A 22363-nucleotide genomic window follows, 5' to 3' on the forward strand; every position below is an offset into this window, starting at 1 on the left:
CGAAATCAGCACACAGCTTTTCGAAAATCGGCACGCAGCCCGCGTGCGGGAAGCACCATCACGGCACACGGGCAGCGCCCCTGCAGCCGCCTAGGATGGAATCCATGACCCCCACCGCAGTCCCCGCCGGAGCAGCTCAGGCTTCGCCGTCCCAGACCCTGTCGCGCGGAATCCGGGCACTGGAAATCCTGGCCGCGGCGCAGGCGCCATTGACCATTGCGGAACTTGCAGACGCCATGGGGGTTCACCGTTCCGTGGCCTACCGGATCCTGCGGACCCTGGAAGACCACTCCTTACTGGTGCGCGATGACGCGGGCAAGGTCCAGCCAGGGCCCGGGCTCGCTGTCCTGGCGCGGGGCGTTGCCCGCAACCTGCAGACGGCGGCCCTGCCGGAACTGACGCAACTCGCGAATGCCCTGACCATGAGTGCTTTTGTGGCCGTCTGGGACCGCGAGGACTGTGTCACCCTGGTCACCGTGGACCCGCGGCATACCGGCGCCGCCATTGTCCAGCACCCAGGCTCCCGGCATCCCATCAGCGCCGGTGCCCCCGGAATTGCGATCCAGTCAGCCTACTCGGAAGCAGACTGGCATGCGGCTGCCCCGGGAATCCCCTACCGGCCCGAGGCCGGAACCGCACGGCACCGGGGCTATGCCGCCAGCCACGATGAAGTCATCGCCGGCGTCTCCTCCGTGGCAGTTCCGGTCAGGGTCCCTGGCGGTCGGCCGGCTGCTCTGGCCGTCGTCTACATCCGGGCAGCCCAGAATCCGGACGAAATCGCCGCGGCGCTGATGGCGGGCGCCGGGCGGATTGAAGTCCAGCTGGGCTGATCGCTGCACACGCGGCAGGGCCCAGCGTCAATTAGTGGCGTTTGCGGAGAATGGCCGCCGCCGCGCCGCCAAGCACCAGCAGGCCGCCTGCAGCAACCACAGGCACAACAAATGCGGCGTGGTAGCCGTGGACCTGCGCGAGCTGACCACCAACGGCGGCCCCCAACGCGGTGCCCGCCACGATCCCGCTCGCCAGAGCCGTCATCACGGTCCCCAGCCGTTCTACCGGCGCCACCAGGCCTCCGATCGCGAAGACCGTGACCATCACTGGACCCACCGGCAATCCCAGGACCAGAAGCACCGCGACCATGCCGCCCAACGATCCCGGCACCAGAAGCAGCAACGCGAGCACCGTCATCAGCGCCGCGCCGACCAGCCACCGGGCGGCCGGAGTGAAGCGCTGGGGCCAGTACGCCACGGAGAGGGCTGCGGCGGCCGAACTCAATCCCATAACCGCATACAGCAGTCCGGCGATTTCGGAGGTGGCGAAACTGGCGGAGAAGGAGCTCAAGGCCGTCTGGGCGGACCCGAAGAAGGTGCCCATGGCCACCATCGCCAGGACGGGCAGTGCGACGACGGCGGGAATCCTAGCGGCCTTGCGCGAGACCGCGGAGCCCCGGTTCAGGGGAACCGCTTTGTAGGTGGAGTGCATGGCAAAGGCGGGCACCAGCGTGATGGTCATGGCCGCTGCCAGGGCCAACGGCAGCCAAGGGGCCACCAGGCTGGCCAGGATTCCCACAAGAGCCGGTCCCAGGACGAACGTCAGTTCATCGGCCGTGCTCTCGTAGGACAGGGCCGTGTCCAGATCCCTGCCGGCCTTCGCTCCCTTGCCACGCGAGGTGAGTGCCATCCAGCGCACCCTGGCCAACGGCCCTACCTGCGGGCAGCTGGCACCGGCAAGGAACGCGGCGGCGATCACGGCCACGGGAAAAGATCCGGCTTCGGGCGCAGTCCAGGCCGTGCCGATCAGCGCCAGGACCGCCAAGGTGTTGAGCACCGCCGCAACCAGGAGGACGGGCCGCTGCCCCCTGCGGTCTGCGAGGGCACCAAAGACCGGGGCGCCGAGGGCCGAGCCGATCCCCACAGCACCGGCGGCAGTGCCACCCAGCGCGTAGGAACCGGTCACGGACGTGACGAGGGTCAGGGCACCGACGGTCAGCATGGCCAGGGGCAGCCGGGCGAACAGGCCCAGGGGGATGAAGCTGCGGCCGGCGAGGTGCGGGAGCCTGGCGAACCGCCCCGTGGGCGGCGACTGCAGGACCTGGGGCGAGGTTGGGACGGCAGTGGCGCCCGCGCTGGCGGGAATCGCCGCAGCGGAGGCCGGCGCAGGGTCAGGAGCGGCAGGGTCAGGAGAGAGAGGCGCTTCCGGGGAAACGGGCAGGGAGGACATTTTTGAGGAGTTCAAGGTTCCGGGCTCGTTCAGCAATGCGCATCGTCCCTCCTCCCGATGCGCGCGACCCGGTAACTGTCTAATAATACAGGCCGGTTCGGCCCAGTCCAGCCCGGCATGGCCGCAGTCACACCAGCGCCCCGGCGGCGTCCGAAATGCGGAGCGTGGAGCCGTTCCGGCCCTTGAGGACCTGGAGTTGGGTTCCGATGCGCTGTTTCATCTCCCCCACATGGCTGACGAGACCCACAACGCGCCCGCCGTCGCGAAGGCCTTCGAGGGCATCCATCACCTGTTCGAGGGATTCTTCGTCTAGGCTGCCGAAACCCTCATCCACAAAGAGTGTCTCGATCTGGATGCCGCCGGATTCCTGCTGCACAACGTCTGCCAGCCCCAGGGCGAGGGACAGGGACGCCATAAAGGATTCGCCGCCGGAAAGTGTGGAGGTATCCCTGCGGTGTCCGGTCCACTGGTCCACCACTTCCAGGCCCAACCCGGATTTCGCGCCGCGCGCGGCCTTGGCGTCTGAATGCTGGAGCAAGTAGCGGCCATCGCTCATGGCGACCAGGCGTTCAGAAGCAGCCAACGCCACCTGTTCAAGCCGTGCAGCGAGGACGTAGCTGTTCAGGCTCATGCGGTACGTGTTGTCTCCACGGCCGGCGGCGGTATCAGCCAGGGCTGTCAGCAGCTGGGCGCGTTCCCTGGGAACCCGCCCGGAACCGGCCAGCTGTTCGTAGTCATTGCGGACAGCGGCCAGCGATTCCACACAGCGCACGGCCATACCGGCGGCGAGATCGGCGGCGCGTGCCTCCTGTCCGGCCTGCTTCGCGGCGGCTTGGAGCTCCGCGAGGAGGGCTTCGTCCACCAGGGGATGGGCTGACTCTTCCGTCAGTGCCAGCAACAGATCCTCGGATGCGAACAGCTCGGCAATCCGCGCCTGTTCGTCTTGGCCGGCCCGGACCTCAACCAGCAGGGCATCGGCATCGTTGGCCGACAGCAGCTGCGCCCGGGCTTCCAGGTCCGAGCTGAAGCCAGCCTCCGGCAATGCCAGTTCAAGCTGGATCCGTGCTTCCTCGGCCCTGGCCTTGGCTCTGTTGAGCAAGGCTTGGGCCTCCACAGCCTTTTCCAGTGTGGCGGCGGCGTCCTGCAGCGACCGCAGCCGGTGCGTGAGGCTGCGGTGACCGCCACGCAGCGCGGACAGGGCGCCGTCAAGGGACGCCAGCTGGTCCACCAGTCCCGACAATTCAGTGCTGACCTGCGCGAGTTCGGATGCTGCGCTGTGCCTGGCGGAATCCGCTGCCGCCATTCTGGCTTCCGCGGCCTCAAGCTGCTGCCGGAGGTCCTCGAGGTTTTTCACAGCCAGCTGCGACTCTCCGGCGGCGGTGCGGGCAGACTCGAAGGCCGCAAGCGCATCCTCTTCGGGCATGTCCCCGCCCTGGCCTTCAAGGACAGCCACCAACTGGTTCGCGTCGCCCAACTCACGGGCCCGCGCTGCCAGGTTTGTCTCTGCGTCCTCATGGTCCTGCTGGGCGGCTTCCTCGGCCTGGCTGAGGCCCAGCGCTGACGCCGCAGCCTCCGCGGGAGCCGGGTGGTCCGCACTGCCGCAAACGGGGCAGGCCTGTCCCTCGGCCAGCTGGGCAGCGAGTTCGGCGGCGGCGTTGGCGAGTCGTTCCTCGCGCAGGTCCAGCCAGCGGAGTTTCTCCTCGAGCTGGATCTCCCGGGACGCCGAGTGTCGGTCGGCGGCGAGCGCCTGCGCTGCGCGTGCAGCCGCGTAGCGCCGGACGACGTCAAGAAGTTCCTCAGCCGCAGCGGCTTCCTTGGCATGCAGGATGGCGGCTGAGGCCAGTTCCGCCAAGGGCTCCAGGCCTGGCATCAGGGTTTCCTGCTCCGCACGGAGGGCCTGCAGCGAAACGCCCAGGTCATTGCCCTTTTGTGTGAGCTCCTGCTGCTTCGTGGTGAGTGCGGCGCGCCTGGCAACCAGCGAATGGAGGCGTTCTTCGTCCGGCAACCTGGCTTCCACAACGGCCAACAGGGACCGGAGTCGGCTAAGCTCACCAGCGATATCAAGAGCCCCTGCGGTGGAGAGCCCGGCATCGGCGTGGTCCGCATCCAAGGCGCCGAGGTCCAGCTGGTCCAGTTCGGGGTCTTCATCCGCCGCCATCCGCAGCAGTGTGATGGCGGATTCCATGGCTCCCGCCGCGTGCCGGACCTGGGTCTGGCTGGACTGGACAGCCTGCAGCTGGCCCGTGAGCACCTCGGCGCGGCGGTGCTGTTCGAGCCGGGCGGCATGGAGCTCCAGGGACGGCAGGGTTGCCTCAGCGGCTGCCTTCCGGGCCTCGGCGGCTGCCAGCTTGCGGTGCCGTTCCCGCCGCGCGGACTCGCTCTCCAGCCGGCCTGACGTGTGCTTGCTGACGGCCGCTGCGGCATCCGCCGCCGCAGCCAGTTCCCCTGCGCGGTGGGTCACTGCTTCCTGGAGCCATTCGATCCGGGCAGCGGATTCTTCCTGGCCAGGAGCTGCAGAATCATCAATGGCCAGCACAGCGGCCTCGGCTTCGGCGCGACCCGCCAGCAGCTCAAGCTCCCCGTTCAGCCGGGCAACATCGTTCCGCGCGGCCTGGGCCTCCGCCGACAGCTCCTGCTCCAGAGCCTCGAACCGCTGGGTGCCGAAGAGCTTCTGCAGCAGTTCCAGGCGATCGGCAGCCTTGGACCGCAGGAAGGCGGCAAAATCGCCCTGCGGCAGCATCACCACGCGTGTGAACTGTTCCCGGTCCATTCCCAGCAGGGCGGTGATTTCAGCGCCGGCTTCATCGTTGCGTCCGGATCTGTCCGTCCAGGTCCCGCTGATGCGCTCCCGGAAGAGCGTCTTGGCCTGCTGTGTGGTGAAGCCGTTCTTCCCTCGGGCGCTGGGTTTATCCCAGGCCGGCGACCTGGATACTTCGAAGTGGCGGCCCTGGGCGGAAAACTCGCAGGTGACCGCCGGTTCGAGCGACGGCTCGGCATGATCGCTGCGCAGGCGCTTACCTTCCTGGCGCGCCCCAGGCACGGATCCGTACAGCGCAAAGCAGACGGCGTCCAGCACGCTGGTCTTCCCTGCTCCAGTAGGTCCGTTGAGGAGGAAGAGTCCGTGGGCGCTCAACCTGTCGAAGTCGATTTCCTCGGTGCCCGCAAAGGGCCCGAAGGCGGAGATGACAAGGCGGTGGATCCTCATAGCGATGCCTCCTTGAGGCGTACGTTGTCCAGCGCCGCGGCGATGGCCAACCGCTCGGCGTCGCCCGCGTCCCGCCCCCGCACATGATCGAGGAATCCGCAGCAGAGCGCGAGATCATCCTGGGCTTCGGCGAGCCGGCTGCTGTAGCTTTTGGACGCCTTGACGGCGCCGCCCTGCGGATCAAACCCGAGGACCAGCGTGTCCGGAAAACGGGCCCGCAAACGCTCCATGGCCTGCGCGGGTCTCTGCTCATCCGTCAGGGTGATCTGGCAGTACGCTCCTTCGGCCCAGGAATGCTTTGCGGACTCCAGAAGCTCCGAGATTTCTCCGCGGAGCACGGCCAGCTTCCGCGGGGCTTCCCACGACAGTTCCGATACGCCGATCACGCCCTCCGGGCCGACGTCGATCAGCCAGCTTCCCTTGGTGTGCTTGGCTTCGGAGAACGAATAGGCCAGGGGCGATCCCGAGTACCTGACCTGCGGCGACAGGCTCTGGCGGCCGTGCAGGTGCCCCAGCGCGGTGTAGCTGAATCCGTCGAACAGGTCCAGGGGCACGGCTCCGACTCCCCCGATGCTGAGGTCCCGCTCACTGTCGGAGCTGATCCCGCCGCTGGCGAACGTGTGGGCGAGGACCACAGAATGGACGGTTCCCGCTGCGCTGCGCTGCGCGAGGTCCGCCCGGATGCGATCAGTGGCGGCGCGGGTGACTTCGAAGTGGCTGGGGGTTTCTGCACCAAGTTGTTCGGCGACAAGGCGCGGTTCCAGCCAGGGGATTCCATAGATGGCCAGGACGGCGCCGGGCGTCCCGCCGTCACCTGTGCCCAGCGGCAGGACGACTGGCTGGTCCAGGTCCGCCAGCCTGGTCCGCAGGTGGACGCCGCCACGTTCCAGCAGCCGGGAGGCGAATCCCAGCCGGATGGCGGAGTCGTGGTTGCCGGATGTCAGCACCACCGTGGCGCCGGCCGCCGTCAGCCGCACCAAGGCATCGTCCAACAGCCCCACGACGTCGACGCCGGGCAGGGCGCGGTCGTAGACATCGCCGGCGATCAGGACAACGTCGACGGCGTTTCCGGTAACGGCGCTGACGAGCTGATCAACAAATGACCGCTGGGCGTCCAGCATCCCGACGCCATGGAAGGACCTGCCCAAGTGCCAGTCCGAAGTGTGCAATAACCGCATATTCTTACGCTAGCGGCTGCCACCGACAGTTTAAGAAACCGCCGCAACAGGCCGTTGCCCAGTCAGGCCAACTAGCCGCGCTTTCCGTCGAAGAATTCCTGGGCCTCGTCGCGGCTGTCCGGCTCGTCCGCGGCGGCATGGGCCGGTGTGGGCTTGGTAGGGGCAGCCGTCTTGGCAGGCACCGGAGCGGCCTCGTCGGCGACGTCGGCATCCTCGTCTTCGTCAAAATCCTCAACGTCGTCGGCAGTGCTGTCGTCAAGCACTGATCCGTCAGCGGCTGATCCAGCGGCAGCAACCGGCTCGGCGAACCCACGGAAGACCAGCCCGGCGATGGCCGCGCCTGCCAAGGGAGCAACCCAGAAAAGCCACAGCTGCTCAAGGGACCAGCTGGAGCTGAAGACGGCCGAAGCCGTGGCGCGGGCGGGGTTGAACGGCGCGTTGCCCACGGACAGGCCTAGCTGCAGCAGAACGGCGAAGGCGAGGCCTACGGCTACGGCCGCTGCCGTCTTGTTGATGTTGTTGCGTGCGGTGGTGCCCAGGAAGACTGCGACCAGGATGGCAGCCCCGAGTACTTCGAGCAGGAGCACACCGGCGAGGGGCGCCTGGATGATGGAGTGTTCGCCGAATCCGGCGGTCACGGTGTCGAACGCCGTGCGGCTGTCCTGGATGCCAGGCAGTGTGCGCAGGATGCCGAAGAGTGCGAGGGCGCCCAGAAGCCCGCCCACCAGCTGCGCGCCGATGTACGCGGCGGCGTCACCGAGCCGGATCCGGCCGGCGACGGCGTGGCCAACGGTCACCGCCGGGTTGAAGTGTCCGCCGGAAACATAGCCGAAGGCCAGCATCGCCGCGGTCACCGCGAGGCCTGCTGCGAGCGCGGCGGGCAGCGGGCTGGACTGCGGGATGGAGAACAGCGGCACTCCCAGCCCTGCCACCACGATGAAGAGGCTGCCAAAGGCTTCCGCTGACAGCCTGGACACCAGCCCGTGCCGGATTTCGGCACCGCTGCCGGCAGTCAGCCCGGAGGCGGGATCACGGTGGACGGGCACAGGCGTGGTCATGGTGGGGCAATCCTTATCGTTGGGTGTGGTGCCTTTGCATTCTGCCAAGGGATTCTGGGCGTTGGCTGAGTCCGAGCTTAGTGGACGGACGGCGTGGCGCCCCGGCGCGTTCCACCTCCGCCCCACGGTAAATTTACTGTCATGAGCATTGAACCGGGCGCCGTTGCCGCGCCCCCGCTGAAGTCCCGCATCCACGGCTGCCTCCTGGGCGGCGCGCTAGGAGACTCGCTGGGCTACGCGGTGGAGTTCGACTCGATCGAGACCATCCGCCAGCGCTTCGGCCCCGCGGGCCTGACAGACCTGGATGCGCTCAACGGCGGCAGCCACTTTTCGGACGACACGCAGCTGACGCTGTACACCGTGGACGGGCTGGTGGAGGTGCTCGAATGGGCCAATGACGGCGTGGGTGCCGACGCGAACGCCTGCCTGTGGCTGGCCTATCTCCGCTGGCTGGATACCCAAGGTGAGTCCGTACCGCCGCAGGCCCCGGCACAGCCGCCGCGGTGGATCGACGGCAACGAAGTGCTGAGGCACCGCCGCGCCCCAGGTAACGCGTGTATCAGCGGGCTGGCCACCGGCGAAATGGGGACGGTCTACCGGCCGGTGAATCCGGACTCGAAGGGCCGCGGAACGGTGATGCGGTCCGCACCGTTCGGCCTGATTCCCTATATAGCGTCCGACGCCGTCTATAAGTTGAGTGCCGACGCCGCCTCCCTGACGCACGGCCATCCCTCCGCACGGCAAAGTGCCGGCAGCTTCAGCCTGCTGATCCACCGCCTGGTGGCCGGCGACACCCTGGCGGACGCGGCAGCGGCGGTCCTGGACGAGGTCCGTGGCCTGAAGGATGTGGCCGCAGAACTTCCCGAGCGGCTTGAGGCGGCCATCCGCTGTGCGGGAACAGGCGTCCTGTCGCCGGAGGAACTGGTTCGGCAGCTGGGCGAGGGCCGGGTCGCGGAGGAGGCGTTCGCCGTCGGGCTTTACGCTGTCCTGGCCACAGCGCCCGGCGCGGGCTCCCCCCTGTCGCCGCAAGACCACTTCCGGGCGGCCGTTGCGCTGGCCGTCAACCACAGCGGCGGCAGCGATTCCACGGGATCCATCGCCGGAAACATCCTGGGCGCCTATTACGGCGAAGCGTGCCTGCCCCCGGAATGGCTCGACGCCCTCGAAGGGCCGGACGTCATCCGCGGCATGGCCGATCTGCTGGTGGGCGTTACCACCGCTTGAGCGCCACGTTGTTGCAGGCCTCGCAGATGTCCTCCGGAATCAGGCCCCGGCGCTGCAGCACTCCGAAGATGACGCAGCCCAGGCAGAATCCGGCGAAAGCCTCCAGCGAGGCAGCCGCAATGAGAACCGCCAGCGCAATCCAGGCTCCGGGGGCGGCACCGGCAAGGAACAGGATCAGCGCCGTCGTGGACACCACCGTTCCCATGCCCTGGGCAAAACGCTTGGGCGGTCCGGGAACCAGGCGAACCCGGCCCAGGCGGGGCGCCAGGACCTTGACGGAAAGCAATGCCAGGGGCGAAATCCGTGGCCCGAACAGCACCCGCAGCCAGAAGCCAGCGGCGATCAGCACCAGTCCCCAAACGGAACCGCTCAGCAGCGTGGCGCACGCCAGCAGCACCACCAGGCCGGCGGCGATCCGGGCCGCGTACTCATTGACGGGGTTGGGAAAGGCGAACACGGCGGACCAGTTGATTCCGGTTCTTTGGCCGGCCGTTAGTTTGCTCATCCTGCAAGGCTAGGAGCCGGGCCTGCCGCAGGGAAGATTTGTTGCGCCGGATGAACGCTGCACCGGGGCAGCGCAGCCGGACAATCAGTGCGGCTCAGCCGCCCACCATCTGCAGGAACTCGCCTTCGGAGAGCACTTCAATGGGCTGGCCGCGGTCGTGGAGCTCCAGGACGCGCCGGGCCTTGCCGGTCAGCCTGCCGGACCGCAGGTCCGAGGCCACAAAACCGTCACCCACCACCAGCACCGTCGTGCGGGCCGTCACCCGGCTTTCCGGCCGGGCACCCAGCTCGGCCGAACGCACCTTCGCTTCCGGCCGGGCCATGGAGAGCTCGCCGGTGAAGACAACGGTCTGGCCGTACAGGGGGTGGGAGGGTTCGGCGTCGGCATTGGGGACGGGGTTGGCGCCCTCCTGCGGCCACCCGGACAGGAACGGGCGCACCAGCGCGGCGCTGTTTCCGCCGGCAGCGGCGCCGGCAAGTGCGGTAAGGCTGGCTTTGGACAGGACATCGTGCGCCGGGTCAAACGCCTCCTGATGCGGCAGGACCAGGCCCAGCGACAGGTAGAGCTCGGCAATGCTGTTGGCGTTGTTCCGCGCAGCGATGTCGATCAGGATGCCGGCGCAGGCACGGGCGTCTTCTGCGGCATCGTGATGGTTGACCAGCGGCACGCCGGCTTCCTCCGCAGCGAACGGCAAGGAATTGGAGACCAAGGAGTAGCAGCGCCGGGACAGCATCACCGTGCAGACGTAGTCATAGGCAGGGCCGGGCAGGCCGGAGACCTCAAGCCCTGACCGGATCACGCCCAGGTCAAAGGCCGCGTTATGCGCCGCCAGGATGTCGCCCCCGATAAAGGCACCAATCTCCGGAAAGAGCTCACCGAAGCGGGGAAGGCCGGCCACGTCCGTGGCCTTAATGCCGTGGACCCTGACGTTGTGGTACTCGAAGTGGTCGTGGTTGACCGGCGGCCGCATCAGCCACGACGCCTCATCCACCACCCGCCCGCGCCGCACCTTCGTCAGGCCAACGGCGCACGGTGAACCCCGGAAGCCATTGGCCGTCTCGAAGTCGATCGCCGTAAAGTCCAAACCCACGGCCCATACTTTACCGCCGGACAGGGCCGTTCCCGCTTCACCGGGGCGGCCCTGTCGCGCATATCACGCGTTCGACGCCGGGTGGCGGGGTTAAGGAATCGTCCGCCGCAGCGTGAGGTAGGACCCTCCGGCGAGCACCAGGCACAGGGCGGCAGCCCAGGCGCCCATGGTCAGCGGAGTCTGCTGGACGAACCAGCCGCCGATGCTCAACCACCACTGGTTCCGTCGCCAGCGCCACAATGCCGAGCAGCAGCACCGCCGACCCGATCAGGGAGACGAGCATCCCGGTGGTACTCAGCGCTTGTAGATCGTGGCGAACCAGAAGCCGATGATGAACATAAACATCATGATCGTGAATTAGAACCCTGCCGTGCCGTACCAGGGCCCATCCGCGACCCAGGGATGTTGAAGAAGTACCTGTTGACGCCCCAGCCGCCGGTTGCCCGCTCGGCCAGGCCACCCAGCAGGTAGATGGCCGTCATGCCCACTGCGAGCTGGGAAAACAGGCCCAGGGTGCCCAGATAGAACGCGCGGCGGCTGATGCTGAGCACCTGTGAAAACGGAAAGGCCAGCGTCATGCTTTGGATGCCCAGCACCATGAAGTACTAGGCGTCTGGCTGCCGCCGCCGTACTTGGCCTCATCCACCGGGATCAGGGCGAAGATGGCGATCGAGAGGAGAAACGCCGCCGCGAGGATGACCAGCGGGTTCCCCGGACAGGTCCATTTGGTGACGAGTTGCATGCGCGCCACCGCTACTGCCTTGCTCATCGTGCTACCTCCAATGCATCGCGTTGCGGTCCGTCACCCGGCGCCCGGCGCCGGGCGTGGTTGTCCATGGTCTTCCTGACGAGCCCAGCAGGCCATAGATCCGCCCCGCTGAAAGGCTGATGCTCACGTTGTCGAGTGCCAGGACATCCCGGTACCGTTTTGTGAGATTCCTTGCTTCGACCACTGTTTCATTCACAATGCCGCGCTCCTTTCCTGGTTGCCGTCCGCTGCCGTCGCGGCCTCGGTGCCGCGGATGATCATGCGGCTGGGCTCGTCCACGGGAATGCCCAGCTTGTGGGCTTCCGCCGCCAGCGGCCGCACGTACTGCTCAAAGAATTCCTGGCTCCGGCGCGCCACCAAAACCGCCCGGGCACCTGTGCAGACAAACATGCCGATCCCCCGCCTTTTGTAGAGGATTCCCTCTTCCACCAGCAGGTTCACGCCTTTTGCTGCGGTGGCCGGGTTGATCCGATGGAACGCCGCGAACTCGTTGGTGGACGGGACCTGGAATTCCTCCGGGGGGTTCCCGCCCACGAAGTCGTTTTCTATCAGCGCGGCAATCTGCAGGAAGATCGGCCTGCTGTCGTCAATCACTGGCGCCGCCTTGATCCTCGTCCAGGAGGCCGGATAGCCTCCTGGTTAGTCACTGATGCAACTAACCAGACAACAGGGACTACCTGGTGCGTCAAGTACCCTGAGGAGGTGAACTTTCTTGCGATCAGCGACCTTGCCGCGCCCATGCTGGGTGGTGCAGGACCGGTTCAGCCGCAACTGGCCTCCTTCCTGCCCGACTGGCTGAACCCCCAGATATTCCTGGCCGATCCCGCACTAGCGCCCTGGGTGGTGCTGCTGGTCTGCGGAATCGTCTTTGCCGAGACGGGCCTGCTGGTGGGATTCTTCCTCCCCGGCGACTCAATGCTGTTCACAGCAGGGCTGCTGGTGGCAACGGACACCATCCAGTTCAATGTCTGGCTCCTGGCGCTCCTGATCACCATTTCCGCCATCATCGGCAACCAGACCGGCTACCTGATCGGGTCCAAGGCCGGCCCCGCAATCTTCAACAAGCCGAACTCCCGCCTCTTCAAGCGCGAAAACGTGGAGAACGCGCACGCTTTCTTTGAAAAACACGGCGGCAAGGCACTGATCCTCGCCCGCTTCGTGCCGATCATCCGGACCTTCGTGCCCGTGATCGTTGGCGTGGCCCAGATGAATAAAAAGAAGTTCTTCCTGTTCAACGTGATCGGCGCGGTCCTGTGGGGCAGTGGCGTCACGCTGTTGGGCTACCTGCTGGGCGACAGGGTCCCGTGGGTCCGGGAGAACCTGGACATCATCTTCATCGTCATCGTGCTGATCTCCGTGATTCCGATCGGCATCGAAGTAATCCGCGGCCTCTCGGCCAAGCGCCAGGCTGCCACGTTCGGCACCGACCCCGTCGACGAATTCATTGACGAGCACGCTCCCCGCGAAGAGCGTAAGACCAATCTGGACTAGTTCCTTGAAGCGCCGCTGGCCGGCGCTGCATCCAAGGCAAAGCTAAGGGAGCCCCACCATGGTGGGGCTCCCTTAGCTGTTAATGGCGTTTCGGGTGCGAGCCTATTGGCGCGCCAGTGCTTCGACGATGGCCGGCAGGAGGGCCCGGAAAGCCTGCCCGCGGTGGCTGATGGCGTTCTTTTCCGCCGATGACAATTCAGCGCAGCTGCGGTCCTCGCCGGCGGGCTGCAGCACGGGGTCGTAGCCGAAGCCACCGTCACCGCGGGGTTCACGCAGCAGGGTCCCCTCAAGCTGGCCGTACTCCACCACTTCGCGGCCACTGGCACCGGGCCCCGGGACCGCCAGGGCCGCTGCGCAGACAAACGCGGCCCCCCGGTGCCCGTCCGGGACATCGGCGAGCTGGTCCAGCAGGAGCCTCAGGTTGGCGTCGTCGTCACCGTGCCGGCCCGACCAGCGCGCGGAAAAGATGCCCGGCGCCCCGCCCAGCACGTCCACGGCCAGCCCCGAATCGTCGGCGATGGCCACCAGCCCAGTGGCCTCCGCAACTGCCCGCGCCTTCAACAGCGAGTTTTCGGCGAACGTCACGCCGATTTCGACGACGTCTGGCGCACCCACCGCCGCGGCGTCCACGACCTGAGTGTCGACGTCGAGCCCGGGGACCTGTCCGCGCAGCAGCTCTCGGAGCTCCTTGAGCTTGCCCTTGTTGTGTGTGGCCAGGACGAGGCGCGGTGCAGGCGGGTCCTCACGTTCAGCGTTCACGGCGCTGGTGTTCATTGCGTTCGGGTTCACAGCGTTCAGGTTCACAGTGCGTCTGCGAGGGTTTCGCGCTGGATCGCCGCCAGCGCGGTGGTGCCCAGGAGGGCCAGGTCCAGCAGCTGGTTCAGCTCGTCCCGGTCGAAGGGAGCGCCCTCTGCGGTGCCCTGGACTTCCACGAATTTCCCGGAGCCGGTGACCACCACGTTCATGTCGGTTTCGGCGCGGACGTCTTCAACGTAGGGCAGGTCCAGCATGGGCACGCCGTCGATGATGCCCACCGAAACGGCTGCGATCGTGTCGATCAGGGGCTGGGCGTTCTTGGCGATCAGCTTGTTGTCGCGGGCGAAACGGATGGCGTCCGCCAACGCCACGTAGGCTCCGGTGATGGCAGCGGTGCGGGTTCCGCCGTCGGCCTGGAGGACGTCGCAGTCGAGGACGATCGTGTTTTCACCCAGGGCCTTGGTGTCAATGATGGAACGCAGCGAGCGTCCGATCAGCCGGGAAATCTCGTGGGTCCGCCCGCCGATTTTCCCCTTGACCGATTCGCGGTCGGAGCGGGTGTTGGTGGCCCGCGGCAGCATGGCGTATTCAGCCGTGACCCAGCCACGGCCTTCGCCCTTGAGCCAGCGCGGCACCCCGGCCGTCAGGGACGCCGTGCACAGGACCCTGGTGTTGCCGAACTCGATGAGGGCCGATCCCTCGGCCTGCTTGGACCATCCGCGGGTGATGCTGATGGGGCGGAGCTGGTCGGGGGCGCGGCCATCGGCGCGCACTACGGGCACTGCGATTGCTTCAGAAGTCATGCCTTTAGCTTATCGACTCACGGTGAGCCGTCCCGCCGCAGCGAGTGCAGTCGACCAGAGGTGCAGTGGATCAGACGGTGTAGTGCACACCGGCCACGGCAACGGCCACGTCGCCGCCGAACACGGGGCGGGCTTCGGCCATGACCGTGGTGGGTGATGTCCAGACGGGGATGTGCGTGAGCAGCAACCGGCGTGCGCCTGCGCGCTCTGCCGCCTCGCCGGCGCGTTTTCCGGTCAGATGGACATCCTTGATGTCGTCGTCGCGGCCTTCCTCAAAGGCGGCCTCGCACAGGAACAGGTCAGCATCCTTCGCCGCTTCCTCCAGCCCGGCACAGGAATCGGTGTCCCCGGAATAAGTCAGGACCCGGCTGACCGGGTTGCCCTGCTTGTCCGGTTCGGTCACTTCCACCCGCAGGGCGTAGGCCTCCTCCACTGGGTGGTTCACCGCGAAAGGCGTCAACGTGAACGGCCCCACCGTGACGGATTCCCGTTCGGTCCAGTTGGTGAAGTCGAATTCCTCGTGCATCCCCGGATCCAGTTCCAGGCCGTAGGCGGTGGCCATCCGGTCGGCCGTCGCGGCGGGGCCCCACACCGGAATCCGGCCGCGTCCCCAGCCGCCGGGCTTCCAGCGGACCGCCACGTGCAGGCCGCACAGGTCCATGCAGTGGTCCGGGTGCAGGTGGGTCAGGAAGATCGCGTCGATGTCCTCAAGGTCCGTGTAGCGCTGGATGGCGCCCAAGGCTCCGCTGCCCAGGTCCATCACGATCTTCCACGTCCGCTCGCCGTCGTTGGCGGTCAGGAGGTAGCAGGACGCCGGGGAACCGGGGCCGGGGAAGGAGCCCGTGCAGCCGACGATGGTGAGCTTCACAGGGCAGGACCTCCGGCCCGGTGGGCGCCCACAAAGTTCGAAATCCTGGGTCCCAACGACGACTGCCGGGCGCTGGCGGTCTGCGCGGCGGCGATCATCTCGGGGGTGATCCGCGCCAGGCTGCCGGTGGGGTACTGGGCCGCCACGTGGTCCACGTGCCGGACGGACAGGACCTCCGGGCCCAGGAACCGGCGGGCCAGCGTTTCGAACTGGCCGGCGTCACCGGTGGCGATGAAGTGGTATTCCGGCGGTGTTGCGGCGGTGCGCTGAAGATTGTGGGTGGCGAGGGCACGGTACACATCCTTCGCCGTTTCCTCGGCACTGGACACCAGCGTCACGGCGTCGCCCATCACGAAGGAAATGACGCCGGTCAGCAGCGGATAGTGTGTGCAGCCAAGCACCACGGTGTCCACGCCGGCTGCCTTCAGCGGCGCAAGGTATTCTTCGGCGATGGCCAGCAGGGCGGGTCCGGTGGTGATCCCGGACTCCACGTAGCTCACGAACTCCGGGCAGGCAACGGACGTGATCGCCAGGTCCGGCGCGGCGGCAAACGTGTCTTCGTAAGCCCGTGAACCAACGGTGGCAGAGGTACCGATGACGCCGATACGCCCGCTTCTGGTGGCAGCGACAGCCCGCCGGACAGCCGGCTGGATCACTTCGATGACGGGGATGCCGTATTTTGCCGTGTACCGCTCGCGGGCGTCCCGCAGGACAGCGGCCGACGCCGAGTTGCAGGCAATGGTCAGAAGCTTGACGCCGGAGTCCACCAGTTCGTCCATCACACCCAGGGCGTTGGCGCGGACTTCGGCAATGGGCAACGGCCCGTAGGGCCCGTTGGCGGTATCCCCCACATAGAGGATGGACTCGTTGGGGAGCTGGTCGATGATGGACCGCGCCACAGTCAGTCCGCCGACACCGGAATCAAAGACGCCGATAGGGCGGGACCCCACCGGGCCTGTGGTGCTGCTGGCTGCGGAGTCCGATGCGGCTGCGTCTGACGGATCCATGCTCGAGGCTGTAGTCATGATTATTCGAGGATAGGTCTTCCCCGGGCCGCAGCCATCACATTGTGGCGCCGGACTCATGTCAAATTTGTCACACTGGCGGACGTATCCCGAAACAGAACAGCAGATCAGGCCCTGGAATCCAGGGACTGGAGCATCGCCTGGACCAGGGATTCCTGCAGCCACGTGGTGAAGTTATACACCAGGGCGAGGTAACTTTCCACGTCCTCGGCCTGGGACCAGTCCTGCATCAGGTGCACGTGCTCGGCGTCCTCTTCATCCCGGATATCCAGGCGCTCCGCAAGCACCAGGCGCACATCGTTCAGGGCCATGGACCAGAGCCTGGCCCCTTCAGCGGTTAGGACCACCTCGTCCTTGTCCAGGTCCAGCGCGGCGGCGCGGAGCGCGCCGATCTTGGTTTCGCGCAGCGAGCGCTCGGTGAGCTGGCGGAACTCCAGGGACGCGCCGTCGTCGTTCTTCATCACGTTCGGCAGCAACCGCTTAACGGCACGGTCCGTCGGTTCCTGGACGTCCATATCCAGTCCGATCAGGGCGGCCAACGGGTCCTGGCTGGCGTGTTCGGCCGGCTGGAGCATGGAGATGACGTCATCGACCAGGCTGCGGAGCAGTTCCCGTTCGGCGGGTTCCAGGAGCCCGGTGATGCCCTTGAGCCCGTATTTAAATGCCTTAGCCACGTTTCCCCTTGCCCTGCCCTGACCCGCCGGATTTTCCAGAGTTGCCGCCCGGACCGCCGGTGGCCTTCTCCACGGTGGCCCAAAGGCCGAAGCCGTGCATGGCCACGGCATGCCGCTCAACCTGCTCCTTGCTGCCGTGGGCAACAATGGACCGGCCCTTCTTGTGGACTTCCATCATCAGCTTATTGGCTTTGGACTCGGAGTAGCCGAAGTAGCTTTGGAAGACGTAGCTGACATAGCTCATCAGGTTGACGGGATCGTTCCAGATCACCAGGTTCCAGGGGATGTCCGGGGCGGTCAGGGAGTCGGTGGACGCCTCTGTCCCGGTCCGGGTGCCCTCCTGTGTATCAGGGCCGAGCGCAACGCTTAAGGTCATCTGTCCATTCTATGGGGATGCACACTAGAGTGAATTTTGTGAGTACCTCCGCCGGCTGGGACCATCCCCGCACGTCCTTTTACACAGACCACTACGAGCTGACCATGCTGCAGGCGTCGCTGCATTCGGGCGCCGCGCACCGCCGGTCGGTCTTCGAGGCCTTTGCCCGCCGCCTGCCCGACGGCCGGCGGTACGGGATTGTGGCGGGAACGGGCCGTCTACTGGAAGGCATCGCCGACTTCCGGTTCGGCGAAGCGGAGCTGGACTTCCTGGGCCGGACCGGCGTGGTCAACCAAGACACCCTGGACTACCTGGCGAACTACCGGTTTTCCGGTGACATCTGGGGCTACCCGGAGGGCGAAGCCTACTTCCCCAACTCCCCCATACTGATTGTCGAATCAACGTTTGCCGAAGCCTGCATGCTGGAGACCTACCTTCTCTCGGTCCTGAACCATGACAGTGCCATCGCCTCCGCCGCATCCCGGATGATCACCGCGGCCGGAAACCGGCCCTGCATCGAAATGGGATCCCGGCGCACGCACGAGGAATCGGCAGCCGCGGCAGCCCGCGCCGCCGTCATCGCCGGATTCGACAGCACCTCCAACCTCGAGGCCGGCATCCGCTACGGCATCAAGACGGTGGGGACGGCCGCGCACTCCTTCACGCTCCTGCATGACACCGAGAGGGATGCCTTTGAGGCGCAGATCGCCTCCCTCGGGCCCGGCACCTCGCTGCTCGTGGACACGTACGACGTCGAAGCAGCCGTGCGTGCCGCCGTCGAGTTGGCGGGGCCCAAGCTGGGAGGCGTCCGCCTGGACTCCGGGGACCTCGTGGCCCAAGCCCAGTGGGTCCGGCAGCTGTTGGACGAGCTCGGCAATGTGAACACGAAGATTGTGGTTACCTCGGACCTGGACGAATTTGCCATCGCCGCACTGCAGTCCGCTCCGGTGGATTCGTACGGGGTGGGCACGTCGCTGGTCACCGGCTCCGGTGCACCCACAGCGAGCATGGTCTACAAGCTCGTCAGCCGCACCGACGACGCCGGCAATTTCCTCTCCGTGGCGAAGGCCGCCAAAAACAAAACCAGCATGGGCGGACGGAAATATGCGCTGCGCAAGCTCAACGAGCGGGGGGTGGCTACCCAGGAAATTGTGGGCATCGGCCACCGCCCCGAAGACGACGGCAACGACCGGCCGCTGCTCCAGCAGTTTATGAAGAACGGCGAACTGCTGCCGGGCTGGACCGGACACGAGGGTGTGGTCCGCGCCCGCCAGCGGCACGCGGACACCATGGCCGAACTGCCCGGCGTCGTCAACCGCCTGCAGCGCGGCGAGCCTGCTATCCCCACCACCTACGAGGAGAACTGATGTCCCGCGCCCTGATCATCGTTGACGTCCAGAACGACTTCTGCGAGGGCGGCTCCCTGGCCGTGGCCGGCGGTGCCGGTGTTGCCGGAGCCATCAGCGAGTACGTGGACGCTCACCACAACGAGTTCGACCACATTATTGCCACCCAGGACTGGCACATCGATCCCGGCGCGCATTTTTCCGACACGCCCGATCTCAAGGACAGCTGGCCGCGGCACTGCGTCGCCGGCACACGAGGCGCCGAACTCCACCCGGACCTGGACACCGAATACATCCAGGCCTACTTCCAGAAGGGCCAGTTCACCGCGGCGTACTCCGGCTTTGAGGGCCTGTTGGCCCCTGAGGATGCCGTCCCTACCGGGGAACGCCAGCCTGGCGCCATGCCCGCTGACGCAGCTGCCTACGCACCGGCGGACAACGCCATCGGACTCGACGACTGGCTGCAAAGCCACGACGTGGAGGACGTTGTAGTGGTGGGGATCGCCACCGACTACTGCGTCATGGCCACCTCGCTGGATGCGGTCCAAGCCGGCTACTCCGTCACGGTCATCCGCTCACTCACCGCCGGCATCGCCGAGGACCTGGAGGATGCCGTCGCCGAAATGGAGCTCGGCGGCGTCGAAGTGGCCTGACACAGGACCAGTAACGAGCGTGGCCCGGGATGCACAGCACCCGGGTCACAGCTGTCTCCCGGGGCGCTACTTCCGGCCGATGAACCAGTCTTGGAGCTTGCGCAGCCTGGACTGAAGCTGCTCCTCATTCGCCTGGGCCACCGGCGGGCCGCCGCAGACCGTCCGCAGCTTCGTGTGCACCACACCATGCGGGGTTCCGGTCCGCGCCGACCAGGCCGCCACGTTTTTGGCCAGCTCGTTGCGCAGGTCCATCAGCATCCGGTGGTCCGGTATGGCCGGCGCCGTCGCGGCCGGCTCGGCTGCCGGTGCGCGCCGGTTCTTGCGGTTGAGCTGTTCGTGCTGGCGCTGCCGCAGCAGTGTCCCCACCTGCTCGGCGTCCAGCAGCCCGGGGATGCCCAGGAAGTCCAGTTCGTCTTCCGAGCCCACCTCTCCCCCGGTGCCGAACTCGCCGCCGTCGAACAATACCCGGTCGAAGGACGCCTGCGAGTCCAGGGCCTCGAACTTGCCCTTGGTGAGGCTGTCGGACGCCTTGTCCTCCCGGTTGGCCTCTTCCATCAGCGAGTCCTCGGGATTGAACAGGCCGTCGCTGTCCTCTTTTTCGGGGCGGTCCAGCGCGTGGTCGCGTTCGGCCTCCATCGAGTTGGCCAGGGCCGTCAGCTGCGGCACGGACGGCAGGAAGACCGAGGCCGTTTCGCCGCGCTTCCGGGCACGCACAAAGCGGCCCACCGCCTGGGCGAAGAATAGCGGCGTGGATGTGGACGTCGCATAGACGCCGACGGATAGCCGGGGCACGTCCACGCCCTCTGACACCATCCGGACGGCAACCATCCACCGCTTCTCGCTCACGGTGAATTCCTCGATCTTGCTGGAGGCCTTGGCGTCGTCGGAAAGGATCACGGTGGGCGATTCGCCGGTGATCCTTTTCAGCTGCCCGGCATAGGCCCTGGCATCCTCGTGGTCCGTGGCGATGACCAGCCCGCCGGCGTCCGGAACCGTGCGGCGCACTTCGCTGAGGCGTTTGTCCGCCCCCGCCAGGACAGCGGGAATCCACTCCCCGGCCGGGTTCAGCGCCGTCCGCCACGCCTGCGACGTGATGTCCTTCGTGACCGCGGCCTCGCCCAGGGAGGCCGCCATTTCCTCGCCGGCGCTGGTGCGCCACCGCATCTGGCCCGAGTAGGCCATGAACATGACCGGGCGCACCACGTGGTCACGCAGGGCGTTGCCGTAGCCGTACGTGTAGTCAGCTTTCGAGCGCCGGATGCCGTCCCTGTCCTGCGCATATTCAACAAACGGGATGGGCGAGGTATCGGAGCGGAACGGCGTACCCGTCAGGGAGAGTCGCCGTGCCGCAGGGTCAAACGCTTCGCGGAGACCGTCGCCCCAGGACAGGGCCTCGCCGCCGTGGTGGATCTCGTCGAGGATCACCAGCGTGCGGGCGGCCTCGGTCTTGGCGCGGTGCAGCATGGGTTTGCTTGCCACCTGGGCGTATGTGACAGCCACGCCAACGAAACCGCGGCCGTGCTGGCCGTCGGAGTTCTTGAAATTGGGGTCGATGGCGATGCCCACCTTGGCAGCCGCGTCGGCCCACTGCCGTTTCAGGTGGTCCGTGGGCGCCACGATGGTGACCCGGTTGACCGCCCCGGATTCGATGAGCATGGAGGCCACGCGCAACGCGAAGGTGGTCTTGCCGGCGCCGGGAGTTGCTACGGCCAGGAAGTCGCGGGGATCGGTCCTGAAGTAGAGGTCAAGGGCTTCCTGCTGCCAGGCACGGAGTTTTTGGGCGGTTCCCCAGGCTGCGCGTTCCGGATAAGCCGGTGGCAGGGTGGGGCCGCCAAAGAGCGTCTCCGTCACTACTTGTTGTTGCCCGAGTCCCCTCCGGGACCCTTGCCGCCGTCGTTGCCCGGGCGGAGGCCGTCATAAACCTCTTTGCACATGGGGCACACCGGGAACTTCTGCGGATCCCGGCCCGGCGTCCACACCTTGCCGCAGAGGGCAATGACAGGATCACCCGTTAGCGCGGATTCCATGATTTTTTCCTTGCGCACGTAGTGCGAGAAGCGTTCCCGGTCACCGGGCTCCACTTCCTGGCGCAGCTCTTCGCGCTCGATGGTTGCCGTGGACGTTCCAGCCCCGGAAAGCTCGCGCATCGGGTCGTTTTCGAGAGGGTCCGTCATGCTAGTCATGGCATCCATCTTAGCGTCCCGGGACGGAGGACGTTCGACGGCGGAGGACCGTTTTGCACTCACGGCACGCGCCGCCGTCGGCCGTTCCGCGCACTGCCGGTACCCGCCGCCCGTGGCGTATGGCCGGAATTACAGCCCCTGCCAGGCAGGTTTGTGATCGTACGTGTGCCGGTAGAAGTCGGCGAGCTTCAGCGACGATGCCGCGGCCTCATCCACAAGGATAGTGGCGTGCGGGTGGAACTGGAGGACCGAGGCCGGGCAGATAGCGGCGACGGGCCCTTCCACGAAGTCGCGGACGGCCGGGGCCTTCTGTGCCCCGGTAGCAATGAGGACAACGTGCCGGGCCTCGAGAATGGTGCCCAGCCCCTGGGTCACCACGTGGTGCGGCACCTCTGCCAGGCTGGTGAAGAAACGGGCGTTGTCACGGCGGGTCTGCTCAATCAGCGTTTTGATGCGGGTCCTGGACGCCAGCGAGGAACCGGGCTCGTTGAAACCGACGTGGCCATCCGTACCTACGCCAAGGAGCTGCAAGTCCACACCGCCCGCTGCCAGCATGGCATCTTCGTAGGCGCGGCAGGCCGCGGACAGGTCCTCGGCCGCACCGTCAGGCGTATGGACGTTGCCTTCGGCGATGTTGACCCGGCTGGTGAATTCCCGCCGGATGACTTCCCGGTAGGACTCCGGATGCTCGTGCTCCAGCCCCACATACTCATCCAGGGCAAAGGCATGGGCATTGCTGAAGTCCAGCCCGTCACGCTGGTGCCGTGCCGCCAGCTCGTCGTAGACAGGCAGCGGCGATGACCCTGTGGCGAGGCCCAGCACAGCGGTGGGCTTCCGCCGGAGCAGGGCCTCGATGGCATCGGCGGCGAGCCGTCCGATCTGTTTGCTGCCCTGGAGGATGACAACTTCCATGTCCGGCCGCCTTTCTGGTGCTTTACG

24 protein-coding genes are annotated in these 22363 nt (G+C 66.7%); 5 read left to right on the top strand and 19 right to left on the bottom strand.

Annotation, left to right across the window (positions count from 1 at the left end; all coding sequences use genetic code 11):
• The first annotated feature begins 104 nt into the window (after positions 1-104).
• On the top strand, positions 105-830 hold the full coding sequence (locus tag ACZYZ4_RS05455) for an IclR family transcriptional regulator (protein ID WP_463858884.1): 726 nt from the start codon (positions 105-107) through the stop codon (positions 828-830).
• Between the two features lie 31 nt (positions 831-861).
• Here ACZYZ4_RS05455 and ACZYZ4_RS05460 read toward each other — a convergent pair whose 3' ends face one another.
• The 4 genes from ACZYZ4_RS05460 to ACZYZ4_RS05475 form a co-directional block, all read right to left on the bottom strand.
• Positions 862-2220 (bottom strand): MFS transporter, encoded by a 1359-nt coding sequence (locus ACZYZ4_RS05460; RefSeq protein ID WP_463859091.1) that lies wholly within the window; start codon positions 2218-2220, stop codon positions 862-864.
• 127 nt (positions 2221-2347) lie between these two features.
• On the bottom strand, positions 2348-5425 hold the full coding sequence (locus tag ACZYZ4_RS05465) for an AAA family ATPase (protein ID WP_463858886.1): 3078 nt from the start codon (positions 5423-5425) through the stop codon (positions 2348-2350).
• Positions 5422-6603: an exonuclease SbcCD subunit D gene (locus ACZYZ4_RS05470; RefSeq protein WP_463858888.1), complete on the bottom strand. Its 1182-nt coding sequence runs from the start codon at positions 6601-6603 to the stop codon at positions 5422-5424. Before ACZYZ4_RS05470 ends, ACZYZ4_RS05465 begins: the two co-directional genes overlap by 4 nt.
• 71 nt (positions 6604-6674) lie before the next feature.
• Entirely contained in the window at positions 6675-7661 is a 987-nt protein-coding gene (locus tag ACZYZ4_RS05475) for an MIP/aquaporin family protein (RefSeq protein ID WP_463858890.1), read from the bottom strand.
• A 141-nt stretch (positions 7662-7802) separates the two neighbouring features.
• On the opposite strand from ACZYZ4_RS05475, the gene ACZYZ4_RS05480 reads away from it, so the two are divergent.
• A complete protein-coding gene (locus tag ACZYZ4_RS05480) occupies positions 7803-8885 on the top strand; it encodes an ADP-ribosylglycohydrolase family protein (RefSeq protein WP_463858892.1) in 1083 nt (360 codons plus the stop codon).
• Here the strand turns inward: ACZYZ4_RS05480 and ACZYZ4_RS05485 are convergent.
• From ACZYZ4_RS05485 to ACZYZ4_RS05510, 6 genes are all read right to left on the bottom strand, one after another.
• Complete coding sequence (locus ACZYZ4_RS05485; RefSeq protein WP_463858894.1) at positions 8872-9390, bottom strand: DUF4395 domain-containing protein; 519 nt, start codon at positions 9388-9390, stop codon at positions 8872-8874. The two genes, ACZYZ4_RS05480 and ACZYZ4_RS05485, sit on opposite strands and share 14 nt — an antisense overlap.
• Before the next feature lie 94 nt (positions 9391-9484).
• Complete coding sequence (locus ACZYZ4_RS05490) at positions 9485-10480, bottom strand: 3'-5' exonuclease (protein ID WP_463858896.1); 996 nt, start codon at positions 10478-10480, stop codon at positions 9485-9487.
• 344 nt (positions 10481-10824) lie between these two features.
• Positions 10825-11058, bottom strand: a complete 234-nt coding sequence (locus tag ACZYZ4_RS05495) for a hypothetical protein (RefSeq protein WP_463858898.1) — start codon at positions 11056-11058, stop codon at positions 10825-10827.
• Complete coding sequence (locus tag ACZYZ4_RS05500; protein WP_463858900.1) at positions 11055-11249, bottom strand: hypothetical protein; 195 nt, start codon at positions 11247-11249, stop codon at positions 11055-11057. The genes ACZYZ4_RS05495 and ACZYZ4_RS05500 overlap by 4 nt, the downstream gene beginning before the upstream one ends.
• A 4-nt stretch (positions 11250-11253) precedes the next feature.
• Positions 11254-11445: a hypothetical protein gene (locus ACZYZ4_RS05505; protein ID WP_463858902.1), complete on the bottom strand. Its 192-nt coding sequence runs from the start codon at positions 11443-11445 to the stop codon at positions 11254-11256.
• Positions 11442-11843 (bottom strand): GntR family transcriptional regulator, encoded by a 402-nt coding sequence (locus ACZYZ4_RS05510; RefSeq protein WP_463858904.1) that lies wholly within the window; start codon positions 11841-11843, stop codon positions 11442-11444. Before ACZYZ4_RS05510 ends, ACZYZ4_RS05505 begins: the two co-directional genes overlap by 4 nt.
• A 123-nt stretch (positions 11844-11966) precedes the next feature.
• Between ACZYZ4_RS05510 and ACZYZ4_RS05515 the strand changes: the two genes are divergently transcribed.
• Positions 11967-12740, top strand: a complete 774-nt coding sequence (locus tag ACZYZ4_RS05515) for a DedA family protein (RefSeq protein ID WP_463859093.1) — start codon at positions 11967-11969, stop codon at positions 12738-12740.
• A 102-nt stretch (positions 12741-12842) separates the two neighbouring features.
• On the opposite strand, the gene rdgB is transcribed toward ACZYZ4_RS05515, so the two are convergent.
• From rdgB to clpS, 6 genes are all read right to left on the bottom strand, one after another.
• Positions 12843-13514: an RdgB/HAM1 family non-canonical purine NTP pyrophosphatase gene (rdgB, locus tag ACZYZ4_RS05520; RefSeq protein ID WP_463859095.1), complete on the bottom strand. Its 672-nt coding sequence runs from the start codon at positions 13512-13514 to the stop codon at positions 12843-12845.
• 26 nt (positions 13515-13540) lie between these two features.
• Positions 13541-14299 (bottom strand): ribonuclease PH, encoded by a 759-nt coding sequence (gene rph / locus ACZYZ4_RS05525; protein WP_463858906.1) that lies wholly within the window; start codon positions 14297-14299, stop codon positions 13541-13543.
• A 70-nt stretch (positions 14300-14369) separates the two neighbouring features.
• Entirely contained in the window at positions 14370-15167 is a 798-nt protein-coding gene (locus ACZYZ4_RS05530) for an MBL fold metallo-hydrolase (protein WP_463858908.1), read from the bottom strand.
• Positions 15164-16192, bottom strand: a complete 1029-nt coding sequence (murI, locus tag ACZYZ4_RS05535; RefSeq protein WP_463858910.1) for a glutamate racemase — start codon at positions 16190-16192, stop codon at positions 15164-15166. Before murI ends, ACZYZ4_RS05530 begins: the two co-directional genes overlap by 4 nt.
• A 107-nt stretch (positions 16193-16299) precedes the next feature.
• Positions 16300-16866 carry a DUF2017 domain-containing protein gene (locus ACZYZ4_RS05540; protein ID WP_463858912.1) on the bottom strand — a complete coding sequence of 189 codons (567 nt, stop codon included), beginning with the start codon at positions 16864-16866 and terminating at the stop codon, positions 16300-16302.
• Positions 16859-17242, bottom strand: a complete 384-nt coding sequence (gene clpS / locus ACZYZ4_RS05545) for an ATP-dependent Clp protease adapter ClpS (RefSeq protein WP_463858914.1) — start codon at positions 17240-17242, stop codon at positions 16859-16861. The genes ACZYZ4_RS05540 and clpS overlap by 8 nt, the downstream gene beginning before the upstream one ends.
• Before the next feature lie 38 nt (positions 17243-17280).
• On the opposite strand from clpS, the gene ACZYZ4_RS05550 reads away from it, so the two are divergent.
• Positions 17281-18609 carry a nicotinate phosphoribosyltransferase gene (locus ACZYZ4_RS05550; protein WP_463858916.1) on the top strand — a complete coding sequence of 443 codons (1329 nt, stop codon included), beginning with the start codon at positions 17281-17283 and terminating at the stop codon, positions 18607-18609.
• The gene (locus tag ACZYZ4_RS05555; protein WP_463858918.1) at positions 18609-19241 is read left to right on the top strand and encodes an isochorismatase family protein; all 633 of its coding nucleotides are present in this window, start codon (positions 18609-18611) and stop codon (positions 19239-19241) included. The genes ACZYZ4_RS05550 and ACZYZ4_RS05555 overlap by 1 nt, the downstream gene beginning before the upstream one ends.
• Positions 19242-19307: 66 nt before the next feature.
• Here ACZYZ4_RS05555 and ACZYZ4_RS05560 read toward each other — a convergent pair whose 3' ends face one another.
• From ACZYZ4_RS05560 to nagB, 3 genes are all read right to left on the bottom strand, one after another.
• Positions 19308-21092, bottom strand: a complete 1785-nt coding sequence (locus tag ACZYZ4_RS05560) for a DEAD/DEAH box helicase (RefSeq protein WP_463858920.1) — start codon at positions 21090-21092, stop codon at positions 19308-19310.
• Positions 21092-21433 carry a DUF3039 domain-containing protein gene (locus ACZYZ4_RS05565; protein ID WP_056349372.1) on the bottom strand — a complete coding sequence of 114 codons (342 nt, stop codon included), beginning with the start codon at positions 21431-21433 and terminating at the stop codon, positions 21092-21094. The genes ACZYZ4_RS05560 and ACZYZ4_RS05565 overlap by 1 nt, the downstream gene beginning before the upstream one ends.
• A gap of 120 nt (positions 21434-21553) precedes the next feature.
• Positions 21554-22336: a glucosamine-6-phosphate deaminase gene (nagB, locus tag ACZYZ4_RS05570; RefSeq protein ID WP_463858922.1), complete on the bottom strand. Its 783-nt coding sequence runs from the start codon at positions 22334-22336 to the stop codon at positions 21554-21556.
• Between the last annotated feature and the right edge of the window lie 27 nt (positions 22337-22363).

The sequence above is a fragment of the Pseudarthrobacter adonitolis genome, from assembly GCF_055412845.1.

Coding starts and splice junctions, on each gene's coding strand:
- ACZYZ4_RS05455 (WP_463858884.1), top strand. CDS start 105: ATGACCCCCACCGCAGTCCCCGCCGGAGCAGCTCAGGCTTCGCCGTCC.
- ACZYZ4_RS05460 (WP_463859091.1), bottom strand. CDS start 2,220: ATGTCCTCCCTGCCCGTTTCCCCGGAAGCGCCTCTCTCTCCTGACCCT.
- ACZYZ4_RS05465 (WP_463858886.1), bottom strand. CDS start 5,425: ATGAGGATCCACCGCCTTGTCATCTCCGCCTTCGGGCCCTTTGCGGGC.
- ACZYZ4_RS05470 (WP_463858888.1), bottom strand. CDS start 6,603: ATGCGGTTATTGCACACTTCGGACTGGCACTTGGGCAGGTCCTTCCAT.
- ACZYZ4_RS05475 (WP_463858890.1), bottom strand. CDS start 7,661: ATGACCACGCCTGTGCCCGTCCACCGTGATCCCGCCTCCGGGCTGACT.
- ACZYZ4_RS05480 (WP_463858892.1), top strand. CDS start 7,803: ATGAGCATTGAACCGGGCGCCGTTGCCGCGCCCCCGCTGAAGTCCCGC.
- ACZYZ4_RS05485 (WP_463858894.1), bottom strand. CDS start 9,390: ATGAGCAAACTAACGGCCGGCCAAAGAACCGGAATCAACTGGTCCGCC.
- ACZYZ4_RS05495 (WP_463858898.1), bottom strand. CDS start 11,058: ATGACGCTGGCCTTTCCGTTTTCACAGGTGCTCAGCATCAGCCGCCGC.
- ACZYZ4_RS05500 (WP_463858900.1), bottom strand. CDS start 11,249: ATGAGCAAGGCAGTAGCGGTGGCGCGCATGCAACTCGTCACCAAATGG.
- rdgB (WP_463859095.1), bottom strand. CDS start 13,514: ATGAACACCAGCGCCGTGAACGCTGAACGTGAGGACCCGCCTGCACCG.
- rph (WP_463858906.1), bottom strand. CDS start 14,299: ATGACTTCTGAAGCAATCGCAGTGCCCGTAGTGCGCGCCGATGGCCGC.
- murI (WP_463858910.1), bottom strand. CDS start 16,192: ATGACTACAGCCTCGAGCATGGATCCGTCAGACGCAGCCGCATCGGAC.
- clpS (WP_463858914.1), bottom strand. CDS start 17,242: ATGACCTTAAGCGTTGCGCTCGGCCCTGATACACAGGAGGGCACCCGG.
- ACZYZ4_RS05555 (WP_463858918.1), top strand. CDS start 18,609: ATGTCCCGCGCCCTGATCATCGTTGACGTCCAGAACGACTTCTGCGAG.
- ACZYZ4_RS05565 (WP_056349372.1), bottom strand. CDS start 21,433: ATGGATGCCATGACTAGCATGACGGACCCTCTCGAAAACGACCCGATG.
- nagB (WP_463858922.1), bottom strand. CDS start 22,336: ATGGAAGTTGTCATCCTCCAGGGCAGCAAACAGATCGGACGGCTCGCC.